This is a genomic window from Nocardia pseudovaccinii (genome assembly GCF_050942345.1).
Classification (GTDB): Bacteria; Actinomycetota; Actinomycetes; order Mycobacteriales; family Mycobacteriaceae; genus Nocardia; species Nocardia pseudovaccinii.
Map to the genome: position 1 here is coordinate 1784075 of NZ_CP192074.1, position 16470 is coordinate 1800544.

The 16470-nt window shown below is 66.0% G+C and carries 17 protein-coding genes and 1 riboswitch; of the genes, 8 read left to right on the forward strand and 9 right to left on the reverse strand.

The annotated features are described in order from the left end of the window. Complete coding sequence (gene coaA / locus ACQPZ2_RS07990) at positions 1-933, reverse strand: type I pantothenate kinase (RefSeq protein ID WP_433524966.1); 933 nt, start codon at positions 931-933, stop codon at positions 1-3. A gap of 177 nt (positions 934-1110) precedes the next feature. On the opposite strand from coaA, the gene ACQPZ2_RS07995 reads away from it, so the two are divergent. Continuing rightward, positions 1111-2307, forward strand: a complete 1197-nt coding sequence (locus ACQPZ2_RS07995; RefSeq protein ID WP_433524967.1) for a DUF885 domain-containing protein — start codon at positions 1111-1113, stop codon at positions 2305-2307. Positions 2308-2349: 42 nt separating this feature from the next. On the opposite strand, the gene ACQPZ2_RS08000 is transcribed toward ACQPZ2_RS07995, so the two are convergent. Together ACQPZ2_RS08000 and ACQPZ2_RS08005 are read right to left on the reverse strand one after the other, a co-directional pair. Beyond that, positions 2350-2799, reverse strand: coding sequence for a nitroreductase family deazaflavin-dependent oxidoreductase (locus ACQPZ2_RS08000; protein WP_433524968.1), 450 nt, complete (start codon positions 2797-2799; stop codon positions 2350-2352). A 13-nt stretch (positions 2800-2812) separates the two neighbouring features. Then, entirely contained in the window at positions 2813-3259 is a 447-nt protein-coding gene (locus tag ACQPZ2_RS08005) for a PaaI family thioesterase (RefSeq protein ID WP_433524969.1), read from the reverse strand. Positions 3260-3434: 175 nt separating this feature from the next. On the opposite strand from ACQPZ2_RS08005, the gene ACQPZ2_RS08010 reads away from it, so the two are divergent. Beyond that, a complete protein-coding gene (locus tag ACQPZ2_RS08010) occupies positions 3435-4004 on the forward strand; it encodes a TetR/AcrR family transcriptional regulator (protein WP_433524970.1) in 570 nt (189 codons plus the stop codon). A gap of 34 nt (positions 4005-4038) precedes the next feature. Continuing rightward, a riboswitch (ZMP/ZTP riboswitch) is annotated at positions 4039-4123 on the forward strand. A 114-nt stretch (positions 4124-4237) separates the two neighbouring features. Further along, positions 4238-5533 (forward strand): serine hydroxymethyltransferase, encoded by a 1296-nt coding sequence (gene glyA, locus ACQPZ2_RS08015; protein WP_063036523.1) that lies wholly within the window; start codon positions 4238-4240, stop codon positions 5531-5533. Positions 5534-5805: 272 nt separating this feature from the next. Here glyA and ACQPZ2_RS08020 read toward each other — a convergent pair whose 3' ends face one another. The 4 genes from ACQPZ2_RS08020 to ACQPZ2_RS08035 form a co-directional block, all read right to left on the reverse strand. Next, positions 5806-5994, reverse strand: a complete 189-nt coding sequence (locus tag ACQPZ2_RS08020) for a hypothetical protein (RefSeq protein WP_433524971.1) — start codon at positions 5992-5994, stop codon at positions 5806-5808. 425 nt (positions 5995-6419) lie between these two features. Beyond that, positions 6420-7160: an ESX secretion-associated protein EspG gene (locus ACQPZ2_RS08025; RefSeq protein WP_433524972.1), complete on the reverse strand. Its 741-nt coding sequence runs from the start codon at positions 7158-7160 to the stop codon at positions 6420-6422. Further along, positions 7157-8716 (reverse strand): hypothetical protein, encoded by a 1560-nt coding sequence (locus tag ACQPZ2_RS08030; protein WP_433524973.1) that lies wholly within the window; start codon positions 8714-8716, stop codon positions 7157-7159. Before ACQPZ2_RS08030 ends, ACQPZ2_RS08025 begins: the two co-directional genes overlap by 4 nt. Before the next feature lie 135 nt (positions 8717-8851). Next, positions 8852-10045, reverse strand: coding sequence for an FAD-dependent monooxygenase (locus tag ACQPZ2_RS08035; protein WP_433524974.1), 1194 nt, complete (start codon positions 10043-10045; stop codon positions 8852-8854). A gap of 113 nt (positions 10046-10158) precedes the next feature. Here ACQPZ2_RS08035 and ACQPZ2_RS08040 point away from each other — a divergent pair, with 113 nt between their 5' ends. Further along, positions 10159-10905, forward strand: coding sequence for a TetR/AcrR family transcriptional regulator (locus ACQPZ2_RS08040; protein ID WP_433524975.1), 747 nt, complete (start codon positions 10159-10161; stop codon positions 10903-10905). Between the two features lie 17 nt (positions 10906-10922). After that, positions 10923-11342, forward strand: coding sequence for a limonene-1,2-epoxide hydrolase family protein (locus ACQPZ2_RS08045; RefSeq protein WP_433524976.1), 420 nt, complete (start codon positions 10923-10925; stop codon positions 11340-11342). 2 nt (positions 11343-11344) lie between these two features. Here ACQPZ2_RS08045 and ACQPZ2_RS08050 read toward each other — a convergent pair whose 3' ends face one another. After that, positions 11345-11617, reverse strand: a complete 273-nt coding sequence (locus ACQPZ2_RS08050) for a hypothetical protein (protein ID WP_357468071.1) — start codon at positions 11615-11617, stop codon at positions 11345-11347. A 281-nt stretch (positions 11618-11898) separates the two neighbouring features. On the opposite strand from ACQPZ2_RS08050, the gene ACQPZ2_RS08055 reads away from it, so the two are divergent. From ACQPZ2_RS08055 to ACQPZ2_RS08065, 3 genes are all read left to right on the forward strand, one after another. After that, positions 11899-13293: a PhoH family protein gene (locus ACQPZ2_RS08055; RefSeq protein WP_063036468.1), complete on the forward strand. Its 1395-nt coding sequence runs from the start codon at positions 11899-11901 to the stop codon at positions 13291-13293. 156 nt (positions 13294-13449) lie between these two features. Continuing rightward, positions 13450-13986 (forward strand): LGFP repeat-containing protein, encoded by a 537-nt coding sequence (locus ACQPZ2_RS08060; protein ID WP_063036474.1) that lies wholly within the window; start codon positions 13450-13452, stop codon positions 13984-13986. 148 nt (positions 13987-14134) lie between these two features. Further along, positions 14135-15004 (forward strand): acyl-ACP desaturase, encoded by an 870-nt coding sequence (locus ACQPZ2_RS08065; RefSeq protein WP_433524977.1) that lies wholly within the window; start codon positions 14135-14137, stop codon positions 15002-15004. Positions 15005-15049: 45 nt separating this feature from the next. Here ACQPZ2_RS08065 and ACQPZ2_RS08070 read toward each other — a convergent pair whose 3' ends face one another. Then, positions 15050-16456: a class II fumarate hydratase gene (locus ACQPZ2_RS08070; protein ID WP_433524978.1), complete on the reverse strand. Its 1407-nt coding sequence runs from the start codon at positions 16454-16456 to the stop codon at positions 15050-15052. Positions 16457-16470 lie beyond the last annotated feature (14 nt).

Genomic DNA, 16470 nt, shown 5'->3' on the forward strand with positions numbered 1-16470 from the left:
TCAGAGCTTGCGCAACCGCAGCCGGTTGATGCTGTGGTCGGCGTCCTTGCGCAGCACCAGCGTCGCGCGCGGACGGGTGGGCAGAATGTTGTCCACCAGATTCGGCCGGTTGGTGGAGTTCCAGATCTCCTTCGCGGCGACCGTCGCCTGGTCGTCGGTGAAGCCCGCGTAGTGGTGGAAATGCGCGTTCGGATCGGCGAACGCGGTCTCGCGCAGCGTGAGAAACCGTTGCACATACCAGTTCTCGATGTCCTCGATGCGCGCGTCGACGTAGATCGAGAAGTCGAACAGATCCGAGACCATCAACCGCGGACCGGTCTGCAGCACATTGAGACCCTCCACGATGAGAATGTCGGGTTGAGTCACGCAGTGGAACTTGCCCGGCACGATGTCGTAGGAGATATGTGAATACACCGGCGCACATACTTCGGCCGCACCGGATTTCACCTCGGTGACGAAGCGCAGTAGTTTGCGGCGGTCGTAACTTTCCGGAAAACCCTTGCGATGCATGATGCCGCGCCGGTTCAGTTCCGCGGTGGGATATAGGAATCCGTCGGTTGTGACCAAATCCACACGCGGATGGTGATCCCACCGCGCGAGCAGCGCCTGTAGTACGCGGGCGGTGGTGGATTTTCCGACCGCGACACTGCCCGCGACACCGATCACGAATGGCACCTGCTGGTCTGGATGGGTCTCCCCGAGAAAGGTCGCGGTCGCGGCGAACAGCCGCTGACGTGCGGCGACCTGCAGGTGGATGAGACGAGCGAGCGGGAGGTAGACCTCGGCGACCTCTTCCAGATCGATCTGTTCGCCGAGGCCGCGAAGTCCGATCAGTTCTTCCTCGGTGAGCACCAGGGGAGTCGACTTACGCAGGGTCCGCCACTGTTTCCGGTCGAATTCCACATAGGGACTCGGCTCGCTCATTCGTGCCACTTACCCGACACTCCGTTCAGGCAAACACGCATACGTCGCGCGCCGACTGTATGAGATTCGGTCCAGCTCTCGCATAGCCGAATTCTGCTCTGCGTCAACATCGTGTGAAAAGCGGGGTGCCGATACCGGGTGGTAACCGGTCGATGACATGGCCTTCAGCGGCTAATGTCGGCGGACATGGAAGCGCATCCCCTCGTGACCGAGTACCTGCGGCTCGGCTTGGCATTCGACCGGCTGGAGGAAGGTTTCGTCGACGCCTATACCGGCGATCCGGCGTTGCGTCGCGAGGTGGAGAACGCGCCCGCTCCCGAGCCGCGCGAGTTGGCGCGGCGGGCGGCGGCATTGCGTGCGGAACTGCCCGCGGCCGGATTGCCGCGGCAGCGCACCGAATTCCTCGATGTGCATCTGCGCGCGCTGGAATGCTCCGGTCGCAAGTTCGCCGGGGACGACATCAGGTTCGTCGACGAGGTGCGCGCGTACTTCGATGTCGATATCGCACCCGGCGATGTCGAGGACTACCGCGACGCGCACCGGCAGATGGACGAGGTGCTGCCCGGTGACGGCCCGCTCGCCGAACGGGTGACCGCATTCCGCAAGGCCGATGAGATTCCGCCGGAGCGGTTGAGTGTCTGCGTCGAGGCGTTCTCGAGTGCGTTGCGGGAACGGGTGCGCGAGCGTTATCCGTTGCCCGACCACGAGCACGTCACCTATGAGGTGGTGGGGGATAAGCCCTGGTCCGGCTTCAATTACTACCTGGGCAACTACCACTCCCGGGTGGCGATCAACTCCGATCTCAAACAGCACATGGCGCATCTGCCCGGCCTCATCGCGCATGAGGCCTATCCGGGACACCACACCGAGCACTGCCGAAAAGAGGCCGGTCTGGTCGCGAACGGGCAGGCCGAGCAGACGCTGTTCCTGGTGAATACCCCGCAGTGCCTGATGGCGGAGGGGCTGGCGGATCTGGCGCTGCGCTCGATCGTCGGATCCGGCTGGGGCAAATGGGCGCAGGAGATCTACGCCGATCTGGGTCTGCGTTTCGAAGGTGAACGCGCCGAACAGCTTTCGAATGCCTCGGCCGAATTGCTCGGAGTCAGGCAGGATGCCGCGCTGCTGCTGCACGATCGGCGCCGCGACGCCGACGAGGTCGCCGAATTCCTGCAGCGCTGGGGCCTGACCACTCAGGAACGCGCCCGCCAATCCCTGCGCTTCCTGTCCTCGCCCCTCTGGCGCGCCTACATCAGCACCTACGTCGAGGGCTACCGCCTGCTCGGCAGTTGGCTGGACCGCGCCGCCGACGCGGACGACCGCGCCGACCGCTTCCGCCGCCTCCTCGACGAGCCGCTCACCCCGGGAGCCCTTCGCACCATGTGACTCTGGATGACCCCCGTGAAACCGGTGGCGAGAGACACATCCTCAGGCGGCGGTGAAGGTGATGCGCACCGAGATGGGGTCGGATTCCAGTGCCTTGATCGTCCATGCCGTGGCCGACTCGGCGGCGTGGCCCCTGGCGAAAGTGCGGGCGCGGGCGGCCACATTGTCATCGGGGACGAAGGCCGCGGTACCGGTGTACCAGCGCTTGCCCTGGCGCAGCCGGACCTGCGGATTCGCGGCGATATTGCGGGCCCAGCCCGCGCGGTGGCCGTGCTGGGAGATCAGCCACGCGCCCTCGTCATCGATCGAAACGGTGACCGGCACGCGGCGCGGCTGACCCGATTTGGCGCCGATGGTCTCCAACTCGGCGATCATCGAGGAACGGATGCCGATTCGATCCAGCAGTCCGACAGCGGGGTTGACCAGATAGCGCCCGATGAGCCGTTCCCGACGGAACTTGCGCGCCGCTGCGGCTGTGCTGCGTTGAGTCATGGCTGTACTCCCTTCAGCGGAAGATGACGCAGGTCGTGGTGCCGTGTGCGACCAACTTGCCCTGGTCGTCCACGACGCGACCCTCGGCGGTCGCGGTAGTGCGGCCGACGTGGATGGTGGTGCCGGTCGCGGTCAGGCGACGACCGTCGGTGGGTACCGCGCGGATGTAGTTGATCTTCAGTTCCAGCGTGGTGTAGCCGACACCGGCGTCGAGCGTGGTGTGCACCGCGCAGCCCATTACCGAATCGAGCAGGGTGGCGCAGATGCCGCCGTGCGTGGTGCCGAGCGGGTTGGCGAAATCGGGCCGGGTACGCAGCCCGAAGACCGCCTTCCCGAACTCTAGTTCCTCGACCTCCAGGCCGAGCAGATCGCCGATAAACGGTCGTCGCGAGTCGGTCGTCATCGCGGTGCGCAGTAGTTCGAGTCCCGACAGCTGTGACAGATCGGTCGGCGCGCTCATGCCTTCGCCTCACTGGCGCTCGGCTCCGTCATGACCGCGCAGGCGGCTGTGTTGATCTTTCGCTCGCTGTGCTCGCTCATGAATCCCGTCCTTTCGATGAACCGATCGGTCCATATCTGTCATGATTGCAGCATGGACCGATCGGTTCACGCAAGCATGGGCGAGGAGGATGGCGATGACCTTGGGTCCGCGCGACCGGTTGATCGAGAGCGCCATCGAGCTGGTGCGCGAACAGGGCGTGCACGCCGCCGGGCTCGCCACTTTGCTCGAACGCGGTCGTGCCTCCCGAAACTCGCTCTACCAGCACTTTCCATCCGGTAAAAGCGAGTTGGTCGAGGTCGCGACCAAGACGGCGGGTGCACGTCTGGCCGCGGTGACCGACAAGATCACCGGCTCCGGAACCGCCGAACAATGGATCGCCGCGCTCGTCGGCTGGTGGCGGCGCGCTCTCGAAAAGTCCGCGTTCACCACGGGATGTCCGATTGTCGGCGCCGCTCTCGCCGAATCCGAACCGCGGGTGCAGGCCGCCGCGGGCACCGTCTTCACCGAGTGGACCGACCAACTCGCGAATGGGCTGCGCGACAAGGGTTTATCGGCCGAGGAGGCGCGGTCGCTGGCCGGATTCGTCATCAGTGCGCTGGAGGGCGCGATCATCCAATCACGGGCGCTGAAATCGACCCGGCCACTCGACGATGCGCAAATGCACCTCACCGCCTTGTTGCGGTCCGCCGTACCCGGGGCTTGACGGGTCGCGGACCGTCGCCGACCCACGGATAAGATGGTTGGACCGCGACTGGCGCACTCGAGGTGGAAGCAACCACCGGGAAGCACCCTCGCCCCGCACCGCGCGCCTGGGTGCTGGGCTCATGGGCCTTGGGGTGCGCACTCCGGGGCACCCGGACCACGGAGGTTGCGATGCACACCGAGACACAGAACCCCCTGATCGGCGCGGCGCGGACGGCCAATAGACTCGGCCAGGTGACGCAGACGACCGCCTCTGTCAATACCCAATCCCTCGGTGAGCTCGATCCGGAGCTCGCTGCCGCGATGGCAGGCGAACTCGCCCGCGAACGCGACACCCTCGAGATGATCGCCTCGGAGAACTTCGTGCCGCGCGCGGTGCTGCAGGCGCAGGGCAGCGTGCTCACCAACAAGTACGCCGAGGGCTACCCGGGCCGTCGCTACTACGGTGGCTGCGAGCACGTCGATGTCGTCGAGACCCTTGCCCGCGATCGTGCCAAGGAACTCTTCGGCGCCGAATTCGCCAATGTGCAGCCGCATTCCGGCGCGCAGGCGAATGCCGCGGTGCTGATGGCGCTGATGGAGCCGGGTGACCGGCTGCTCGGCCTCGACCTCGCGCACGGCGGACACCTCACCCACGGCATGCGGCTGAACTTCTCCGGCAAGCTCTACGAGGTGCACTCCTACGGGGTCAGCAAGGAAGATCACCGCATCGATATGGAGGAGCTGCGCAAGACCGCGCTCAGCTCGCGTCCGAAGGTGATCGTCGCCGGTTGGTCGGCCTACCCGCGGCACCAGGACTTCGCGGCGTTCCGGGAGATCGCCGATGAGGTCGGCGCGAAGCTGTGGGTCGATATGGCGCACTTCGCCGGTCTGGTCGCCGCCGGTCTGCACCCCTCGCCGGTGCCCTACGCCGATGTGGTGTCCTCCACCGTGCACAAGACGCTGGGCGGTCCGCGCTCCGGGTTGATCCTGGCCAAGCAGGAGTACGCCAAGAAGCTCAACAGCTCGGTGTTCCCGGGGCAGCAGGGCGGCCCGCTCATGCACGTGATCGCCGCCAAGGCCGTCGCGTTCAAGATCGCGGCGGGCGCCGAATTCAAAGAGCGCCAGGAGCGCACCCTGTCCGGTGCGAAGATTCTGGCCGAGCGGCTCGGCGGTGCGGACGTCAAGGACAAGGGCATCAGCGTCCTCACCGGCGGCACCGATGTGCACCTGGTGCTCGTCGACCTGCGCAACTCCGAGATCGATGGTCAGCAGGGTGAGGATCTGCTGCACGAAATCGGAATCACGGTGAACCGCAACGCCGTTCCGTTCGACCCGCGCCCGCCGATGGTCACCTCCGGCCTGCGCATCGGCACCGCAGCCCTGGCCACCCGCGGCTTCGGCGACGCCGAATTCACCGAGGTCGCCGACATCATCGCCACCGCACTGGCCGGGGGCTCCGATGTCGACGCGCTGCGCGCTCGCGTCACCAAGCTGGCCCGGGACCTGCCGCTCTACAACGGCCTCGAGGATTGGCACCTGCTCGGCTGAGCCCCTCTTATTCGCCTGGGAATCCGGCTGTGCGCCAACGGTAGTCGTCGGTGCACGTGGGTTCCCAGGCGAAATCGTCTGTAGCCGAGGTCGAAAGCCGCTCCGTCGCCGGATTTCTGGGCGGTTCCTGTCGCGCCCGCATCGAGATCGCCGCAGTGGCAGCTGGCTGTGCTCGTCGGTTACCGGACCGTGCATCGGTCCGATGCGATGCGCACCCGCCCGAGCTGGTAGCGAGAATGTCGGCGGGCGCAACAACCCGGGCGTGCAATGGTTCAGAGGGGCAGGGGGTGGCCGGGTTCGAGGATGCGGACGGTGGTGTCCGGGGCCAGGTCGGCGGTGGCATCGCGATAGAGGTCGGGACGGTTGCGGGTGGATTTGGTCATCAGGCGGTCGCCGAGGGTACCGCTGGTGAAGGCGTAGTGGATGGGAACGGCGAGGCGGGGGTGATCGTGCTGCCGCACATCCAGTGACCATGCCGTGTGACCTGTGCGAGGTAGCCACTGGATATACGACACCTTCATCGCCTGGTGTTCATCGAGTTCGCCTCGGCCGCAGCATATTTCGGTTCGACCGGACCGCAGCCACGACGGCGGGCTCGTGTCGTCGAAACGGATCAGGTTCGACGACAACCGGATTCAGAGCTGAATACCCTTTCGGCGGCTCGCTCGGCGAGCTTCTTCAATTTCGTCGATGGCGACCGCGACGTACGCGCGCAGTTGGCCGTCGTCGTCGCGGCGCAGCGGGTATTCGTGTCGCTGTCGGTGAGCGGATCGCCCTCGACATCGTCGAGCGGGTGGGACTGTGCCAGCCCCTCGGTCATCTCGGCGGCGGTGCCGACGGTTCCTGCGAAAGCGTCGCTGACCAGATCTTGCTCCGCCCGCGAGTCCTATGAGTCGACGCGGGCTTTGGCTCGGACGATGGACTCGTCCAGGTAGCGGGTGATGTCGGCGCTGGTGGCGGGGCGGATCATGAGGGCGCGGTTGGCGGGGACTTCGCAGTAGCGGCCGGCCTTGGTGTCGATCCAGCGGAGTTTTCCGGTGCGCAGAGGTTCGGCATTGCGGGGGCCGACCAGGACGGTAGCGGTGCCCCTGGTGTCGCAGGGTTGGCGCCAGAAGCGGCGGTAGCGGTCTTGGATGGCGCGGGAGGGGGAGTTGCCGAAGGGGTCGGGGCGGTCGTCGTCGAGATCGTCGAGGAGGTAGCTCTTTTCGGCCGCGGTGCCGGGTGGCGGATCGGGGAGCAGGCGGATCAGTTCGGTGGCGAGTTGGTCGACGCGGACGCGGCGCAGCCGTACCTTGCCGCCATCCGGAGCCGCAGCCTGCAGCGCGATGACGCCCGGTCCGGTGCGGGTGGCGCAGCCGATGGCGCGCAGTTCGATCGCGCCGCGGGTGTTATCGATGCCGAACAGTTCGATGCGCCACTCGGGTTTTGCGAGCACCCCGATGGCACGCTGCAGCGACGCATTGTCCGCACGGTCCAGCTCGGCGCGGAATTGCCGCTGGTAGGCCCGATATTCGTGGAGTCCGGGAAAGCGGCTGGTGAAGCGGAACGGAAAGGGCATGCGATCCAGGCCGGTGCCGAACCAGGCCGCCGCGAATTGCTCGGCGGACAAGGTCCACTGCGTCATCATTGCGCCCCGAGTACGGGCGGCACGGTCTTCTCCACTTCGCCGACGAGTTCCTCGCCGTGCTCCTCGGTGCGCAAGTACTTCGCCGACTTGTGTTCACCGTCTTCGCCTCGTCGGGTTCGCGCGCCGGGCGGCAGCATCCCGGAGTATCCGGCGGTAGCTGTCGCACCCACCCGACTCGGCGTGCTGGTGCTCGGCTGAGCAGTCGTCGCTCCCGGTGTGGCGCCCGGCACCGACTTGCCAGGACTCGGAGTCTCGCCGGTGTTCGGCGCACCACCAGGATTGAGCGCACCGCCGGGACTGGACGTGCCGCTGGGACTGGGCGCACCGCCGGGACTGGACGTGCCACCGTGACTGGACGTGCCACCGAGACTGGGTGCGCCACCGAGACTGGACGCGCCACCGAGACTGGGTGCGCCACCGAGACTGGGTGCGCCACCGAGACTGGGTGCGCCACCGGGACCGGACGCGCCACCGAGACTGGACGCGCCACCGAGACTGGGTGCGCTACCGGGACTGAGGGAAGCGCCCGTCGAGGTCGAGGTTCCCGGCCCGATCCCGTCGGATGTGACTGTAGTCGGTGAAATCTGCGTACCGGCCGCCGAGGGGATGGCCGAAGTTGCTGATGCATGGGTAGAGGACGCGGGCGTGGTCGATGAGTCATTGTTCTGACTCGACGAAATAGACTGCGGGGCAACAGCTTCGGATCGATCCGCCCCATCGGCCTTGCCGGTGCCCCCGTTGTTGTTCGGATCCACGGCCTTACCTGCATCCCCGGCGCCGCTCGTCTCTTCCGCTTTGCCGGAATTCCCAGTCCCGCTGCTGCCCGCCGCTTTACCTGTATCCGCAGCCTCGCTGGTCCCCTCCGTCGTACCTGTATTTCCTGCTTTGCTGGAATCCCCAGCCCTGCCGGTGCCGTCAGGCGTGCCTGTATCTCCTGCTCTGCTGGAAATCCCACCCTGGCCGGGACCCTCCACCGGGCTCGGATCCCCGGCCTTCCCGGAATCCCCACCCGGAAAAGCCCCCAGCACTCCCGAAAACCCCGACTCCCCAGAAATCGGATCGACCGGCGGCGGCAACGTAGGAATCAACGGCGCCGTACTCCCATAGGGCTGGATATAAAACGTGCTCATGTCATCCCGGGCCTGTTCCTCCTGCGAATTTCGCAACTCGGGCCCCCGCGCACTATCCGAACTATCCACCACCGGCGGCACCGCCACCTTGAACCGCCCCGCCGCGCTCACCGCCGCCGACAGCGGTGTCGACTGCTGATCCAGCGACTCGCCCAGCTCACCGACGCGGGCGGCATACTCCCGGATGCCGCGCACCGCCCGGTCCGCCGCCGCGCCCTCCCAATGCTGATCCACCGCTTGCTGAATCGCGGTTTCGAACTGCTGTCCGGCCTTGGTCACCGCTGCCGCGATGGCGGCCCAGGCATCGAACGCACCGTCCGGTCCGTCCGGATTCATCTGGTCGGCAGCCTGTTTGATCTCCGCGTGCGAAAAGTTTTGCGCGTTCTCGGGATTGGTGATCGCGCGGCCGTCCATCTGTGCTGTCATGGCCGAGCCAGCCCCTTCCGTCAGTGCCGTCTGACCTTATAGACGCACTCGACCCCACCCCGGTTCCATCGAAACACAGCCGATCTCGCCGCGCCAGACCATTCGGTCCGCTGCAGGGTGCCGGTGCTACCGGTGTCAGTTCGCATCGATGGCCGCGACCAGTGCCGGGTAGTCCGGCAGCTCGATGGTCTTGACGTTCTCGGTCATTTTCACCATCTTGTCGAACATCCACGAGTGCAGGAACCAGTTGCGGAACTTGATGCCGAGCGCGGTCTTCGGCGCGAAGAAGCGGCCCGCGTTGCTGTAGTCCGCGAGTTTGCCCAGCGAGTGCATGAGCTCGTCGTAGCGCGCGAAGGCCATCCGGTAATCGCCGTCGGCGAGCGCGAGTTCACCGGCCATGATGTAGGCGCCCTGCACCGCGAGTCCGGTTCCGAAGCCGCCCAGGGTGTTTCCGTAGCCCGAATCGCCGACCAACGCGACCCGGCCCCGGCTGTAACTCTTCATCTTGCGCACCATGCTGATCGAGTCGAGGAAGAAGTCGTCGAACTCCGCCATTTCGGCGAGAATGCGCGGCGCCTCCCAGCCGACGTCGGCGAAGGTCTCCTCGATGATGTGTCGCTGTGCCTCGATGTCGTCACGGGCGTAGTCGAGTTCGGGCGAGGCGAAGATGTAGAGCTGCTGTGCCTTCGAGCCGCCGGTGATGACGCATTTGCCCGGCTCGTTGTAGCCGTAGGCCGTCACCCGCTCGGGTGTGCCCTCGGACTTGGTAGCCCACGGGCTCGCGCCGGCGACGCAGTAGTAGTGGCCGAGGTGCTTGACGAATTCCTTTTCCGGTCCGAACGCCAGACGCCGTACCCGCGAATGGATGCCGTCGGCGCCGAAGACCAGATCGAAGCTACGCGGCGCGCCCTGCTCGAATTCGACCCACACACCGTCGTCGGTCTCGGTCAGCGCGCTGATCGAGTCGCCGAATACGTATTCGCAGTCCTGGTAGGTCTTTTCGTACATGATCCGCGCCAGATCCCCGCGCAGGATCTCCACGTCGCCGCCGGTGAAATCGCCGGAGATGACCGCCTGCTGCTCGCCCTCGCCGTCGACGATCGCGATATCGGTGGTGCCGGTGCGGTGCGCGTAGATCTCGTCCAGGATCCCCATCCGCTCGAGCACCTCGTGGTGCGTTTTGCCGGTGAAGTCCACGGCCTGGCCGCCCGGTCGCAACTGCGGTGCCTGCTCGACCACCGTGACGGCGAAGCCATAGCGGCTCAGCCAGTAGGCGAGTGCGGGGCCGGCGATGCTCGCGCCGGAGATGAGAACGGTCTTGTTGCGCATGATATCTCCCGAGGTTCAGTATCTGCGTCCGATGGAATCTGTATCCGCTGGACACGAATTAGAGTATGGTGGACGCAGTTACTTGTCAACACGCAATGCGTAAGGATGTGGAAATGCCTGCACCGACCACCGTCGAACTGCTCTGGGGCACCCAGCAGCGGCCCAAGCGCGGACCCAAGCCCGCGCTGTCACTGGAGGGGATCGTCGCGGAGGCCATCGCCCTCGCCGATGCCGAAGGACTGGCGAACCTGTCCATGCAGCGCCTGGCCGAACGCCTCGGCTTCACCAAGATGTCGCTGTACCGGTATGTGCCGGGCAAGGAACAGTTGACCGCGCTGATGGTGGATGCCGCGATGGGCGACCCGCCGGATGTCGTTGCGGCGCACCAGAATTCGAATGAGGAACCGTGGCGAGCCGGACTGCGCCGCTGGGCCGAGACGATCTTCGAGCGCTACAGCGCACACCCCTGGTCGATCAGCCTGACCATCGGCGTGCGTGCGATCGGACCCAATGAAATGGGCTGGATGAACGCCGCGCTGACCGCGCTCGACGGCACCGGGTTGACCGGGCCGGAGCGGCTGGACACCATCGTGCTGCTCAACGGGCACATCCGCAGCCTCGTGCAGCAGGTGACGACCGGGGACCGGCAGGACACTGCGCAGCAGATCGCGGGCCAGTTCGCCGAGATGATGGCCGCCGCGGGCGACCGGTTTCCGCTGGTTTCCGCCGCCTTCGCCGAGGAGGCCGCGGCCACCGGCGCGGCACCGGCGAGCGAGGGCCCGGGCGATGCGCTGAGCTTCGGCATCGACCGAATTCTCGATGGTCTGGGTGTCCTCATCGCCGACCGTCGCCGACCCTAGCGGCTTAGGCTCAGTGCATGACCGACGAACTGGAACTGAAGCAGGACGCGATCACCACGGTGCGGGAATTCTTCGCCGCACTCGAGATCGGCGCGGTGGAGGAGGCACTGGACCTCCTGCACCCCGATGTCGTCTGGAAGAACAGCTCACTGCCGACGGTCGGCGGCGGGCTCACGCGCAAGATCCTGCGCGGGCTGAACCGCGACACCATCGGCTTCGCCGCCGAAATGCATCACATCGCCGCCGACGGCGACTTCGTGCTGACCGACCGCACCGATACCCTGCGCGTCGGCCCGCTGCGGATCGGGTTCTGGGTCTGCGGCACTTTCGAACTGCGCGACGGCCGAATCATCCTGTGGGACGACCACTTCAGCTGGGAGAACTTCCTGCGCGGCACCGCCGTCGGACTCTTCCGCGCCGCATTGCCCCAGCGCTGAGGTCAGGTGTGCTTGGCGAGGTAATCGAGGTAGTAGGGCCGCAGGACCTCGGCGATCTTGCCGTCGCCCGCGTGGATGTAGTCGTCGATCATCGGCAGCACGTACTTGATATCGGCCTCGCTCTCGCCGAGGTTGCCCGCGGCGGCCTCGGCGGCCGGAATCGACTTCAGTAGCCGCCACAGATATTTGATGTCGCCGCGTCGCGCTGCGAGCCGGACCGCACGGTCGTGCAGCTCCTTGGACGACAGCTTCTCCAACTCCTCGTTACCGGCCATACCTGCGACTCTATCCCCTGCACCAATGCGGGGTTAACGACAAATTCACGGACACGCCTACCTGTGCCCGAGCGGAGACCGGGCAGTCGGCGGTAGCGTCGTTGGTGCGGGCCGCGTCGGTGTGGCTCGTACGGGAGGTCCTGAACCGTGACTGAGCTACTCAGTACGAGAGGGCCGGCACCCGGCCCTCTGGGCATCTGACGCAAGTCGGATCCCATCGGGACGGACCGGTCCAGCGAGATCGTTCGTGCGGGTGCCGCGCGAACACAAAGGAGCCCACCGTGACTGCTGCACGCTCCGTTCCCGCTCCCTCGGCGCACTCCAGCTCCGCGAAAGGCGAAGCCGCCGCGAAGGGGGCCCGCCCCTCGCATTCCCAGAATTCCGGTGCGAAATCCTTCGTCATCGACACCTCGGTTCTATTGTCGGATCCCTGGGCTTTCACCAGGTTCGGCGAAAACGATGTCGTATTACCGCTGGTCGTGATCAGCGAACTCGAAGGTAAGCGCCACCATCACGAACTGGGCTGGTTCGCGCGGGAAGCCCTGCGCAACCTCGACGATCTGCGTCTGCAACACGGCAGGCTGGATCAGCAGGTGCCGATCGGCACCGAGGGCGGAACGCTGCAGGTGGAACTCAACCACACCGACCCCGCGGTACTCCCGGTCGGATTCCGCACCGACACCAATGACTCCCGCATCCTGGCCTGTGCGCTCAATCTGGCGGCCGAGGGCCGTCGGGTCGTGCTGGTGTCCAAGGACATTCCCTTGCGTGTCAAGGCGAGTGCGGTGGGTTTGCACGCCGACGAATACCACGCCCAGGACGTGGTGACCTCCGGCTGGGCCGGAATGGTGGAGATAGATGTCTCCAAAACACAGATCGATCAGCTCTACACCGAGGCCGTGATCGATCTGGACGAGGCGCGGGAACTGCCGTGCCACACCGGAATCCGGTTGCTCGGGGCAAGCTCCAGCGCCCTGGGCAGGGTCACGCCGGACAAGCGGGTGCAGTTGGTGCGTGAACGCGAGGCGTTCGGACTGCACGGCCGCTCGGCCGAACAGCGCATCGCACTGGATCTGCTGTTGGACGAGAGCGTCGGCATCGTCTCGCTCGGCGGCCGGGCCGGTACCGGCAAGTCGGCGCTGGCCCTGACGGCCGGTTTGGAGGCGGTGCTCGAGCGTCGCACGCAACGCAAGGTGGTGGTGTTCCGTCCGCTGTACGCGGTCGGTGGGCAGGATCTCGGCTATCTGCCGGGATCGGAGAGCGAGAAGATGGGCCCCTGGGCGCAGGCGGTCTTCGACACGCTCGACGGGTTGGCCAGTCGCGAGGTGATGGAGGAGGTGCTCAGCCGCGACATGTTGGAAGTCTTGCCGCTCACCCACATTCGCGGTCGCTCGCTACACGATTCGTTCGTGATCGTGGACGAGGCGCAGTCGCTGGAGCGCAATGTGCTGCTGACGGTGCTCAGCCGACTGGGCACCGGATCGCGCGTCGTGCTCACCCACGATGTGGCCCAGCGCGACAACCTACGGGTCGGTCGGCACGACGGTGTCGCCGCGGTGATCGAAAAGCTCAAGGGCCATCCGCTTTTCGCGCACATCACGCTGACCCGTAGCGAACGGTCGCCGATCGCGGCGCTGGTGACCGAGATGCTGGAGGAGTACGGCCCGAGTGCATAGCGGGTAGCAGCAACTACCCAGGGTGTGTTTCCCATCACAATCGAGCGGGTAGTATCCGCGTGATACCTGTTCAGCGACGGCCCGGCGAGTCTCACATCGATTCGCCGGGCCGTTGCCGAGCATCGGCCCAGGCTACGCGCGACGAGAGGGATGGAAATGCACCACTTCGCTCGACGAACGGCTGGATTCACCGCGGTCACCGCGGCCGCGGCACTGCTGCTGGCCACCGGCTGCGGCAATGACGACAACAAGGACAAGAACACCGCCGCGTCCATGACGACCACCTCGGCGGCCGCCCACGGCGAGGAGCACATGTCCGGCGCGGCGGAGGAGACCAAGATCGCCACCCAGGGCGGCGACATCACCGTCTCCGGCATCATCTTCGACAAGTACGTGCAGTCCGGCGGCCCGACCGGTCCGCTCGGCGCTCCGCTGAAGTCGCAGGAGGACGCCCCCAACGACGGCAAGTGGCAGGACTTCACCGGCGGCGCGATCGTCTGGAGCAAGGACGGCGGCGCGCATATCGTCTGGGGCGAAATCCGCAAGGCGTGGGAGGACAACGACGGCCCCGACGGCAAGATCGGGTACCCGACCAGCGACGAGAAGGACATCCCCGGCGGCAAGCAGAGCGATTTCGTCGGCGGCACCATCACCTGGGTGGACGGCAATACCACCGTCACACCGAAGTCCTGATCCGCCCGGCGTCCGGGCGCTCACGTGCCATTATTGGTGAGTGCCTCGCGGTTCGCTCGAAAGAGCTGGTGCTTGTACGCTCGGACGCCGGTACCGATTCCTATTCGTAGATCCCCGCATCGCGGGGCCCAGCCGCTAGGTTGTGCTAGTGCAAACTCTCTTGACCGATCGCGAACTGCTCGCGTCCCTCGCCGATGAGGTGGAGCTGAATCTGCGCCGCCACATCGCCGCCGCCGACGGCTGGCAGCCGCACGACTACGTGCCGTGGGACGACGGCCGCAACTTCCGCTTCCTCGGCGGAATCGATTGGGAGCCGGAGCAATCCGAGTTGAGCGAGACCGCCAAGCTGGCGCTGACGGTCAGCGTGCTCGTCGCGGACAATCTGCCCTCGTACCACCGTGAGGTCGGTAAGTACCTGCGCACCGGATCGTGGTGGCGCTGGGTCGGCCGGTGGACGGCCGAGGAGAACCGGCACGAGATCATGATCCGCAACTACCTCATGGTCACCCGGTCGGTCGACCCGGTGCAGTTGGAGCGGTTGCGGATGGACCATATGACCAAGGGTTTCCGGCGTCCCGCACTGCACCTGCTCGACGTGCTCGCCACCTGCGCGTTCGAGGAGGCGGCCGCGGCCATCCGGCATCGCAACACCGCCGCGCTCGGGGAGAACAAGATGGTCACCGCCATCGCCGAGCGCATCGCGATCGACGATGAACTGCAGTCGATCTTCTTCGCGGACCTGATCACCGCGGCGTTCGGTGTCGCACCGGATCAGACGATGCGCGCCATCGCCGACAGCGTCGCGCGGTTCGAGGTGCCGTCGGTGGCGTTGCCCGACGGGCGCAGCAGCGATGATGTGCTCGCCGAGGCGGGCATCTACGACCGCTCCAAGGAGAACGAATTGGTTTTCGGTCCGCTGCTGGAGCGGTGGGAGTTCTTCACCCGCACCGGTCTCGGTGCGGACGGTGAGAAGGCGCGCGCGGAACTCGCGGGCCTGCGGGTCGGTTCGCCGGCCTGAGTCTCGAATCCGGTCGGCGCACGATTTGTGCGCCGACCGGTTTTTCTACTTTTCGTCCTCGACCTTGGCCATCGACAGCACATCCAAGCGGCGATCGAGTTCTTCCAGGGTGAGCTTCTCGTCGAGCAGACCGCGATCGATCACGGTCTGACGGATGGTCTTCTTTTCCTTCAGCGCCTCTTTCGCGACCGCCGCCGCCTCTTCGTAGCCGATGGCGGAATTCAGCGGCGTCACAATCGACGGTGACGATTCCGCGAGGGTGCGCAGATGATCCTCGTTGGCGACCAGACCGCGAATGCACTTATCGGCGAACAGCCGGGACACATTGGCGAGCAGCCGAATCGACTCGAGCAGATTGCGCGCCATCACCGGGATGTAGACGTTCAACTCGAACGCGCCGCTCGCACCGGAGAACGCGACCGCCGCGTCGTTGCCGATCACCTGCGCGGCGACCTGCGTAACCGCCTCGGGCAGTACCGGATTCACCTTGCCGGGCATGATCGAACTGCCGGGCTGCAGATCCGGCAGCCGGAGTTCGCCGAGACCGGTCAGCGGGCCCGAACCCATCCAGCGAATGTCGTTGGCGATCTTGGTGAGGCTCACCGCGACCGTGCGCACTGCGCCGGACGCCTCCACCAGACCGTCGCGGGCGGCCTGCGCCTCGAAGTGATCTTGTGCTTCCGACAGTGCGTCGAGATCGGTCGACAGCACCAGTTCGGCGACGACTTTCGCGCCGAAACCCGCGGGCGCGTTGAGTCCCGTGCCGACCGCGGTGCCGCCGATGGGCAGCTCACCGAGCCGAGGCAGCACCGCCATGATGCGTTCCATACCCGCCGCGACCTGGCGGGTATAGCCGCCGAATTCCTGGCCGAGGGTCACCGGCACGGCGTCCATGAGGTGGGTGCGCCCGGACTTGACCACGGTGCGCCATTCGGCCGACTTGTCCAGCAGCGCCAGCCGCAGATGCTCCAGCGCCGGGATCAGGTCCTTGATCGCGGCCTCGGTGGCGGCGAGATGGGTCGCGGTGGGGAAGGTGTCGTTCGAGGACTGCGACATGTTGACGTCGTCGTTCGGGTGCACGGTCACGCCGTTGCCCTTCGCGATCGAGGCGATCACCTCGTTGGCGTTCATATTCGAGCTGGTGCCCGAGCCGGTCTGGAAGACATCGATCGGGAACTGCTCGTCGTGCAGACCTTCGGCGATCTCGTTCGCGGCGGCGATAATGGCATCCGCCTTGACCGGATCGAGCAGCCCGAGATCCTTGTTCACCTTGGCGCACGCGGCCTTGAGCAGGCCGAGCGCCCGGATCTGCGTCCGCTCCAACCCGCGCCCGCTGATCGGAAAGTTCTCCACGGCCCGCTGCGTCTGCGCCCGCCACAACGCATCCACGGGAACCCGAACTTCCCCCATCGTGTCGTGCTCGATCCGGAACTGCGTCTCCTCGGTCGTCATAATCCCGACCCTAT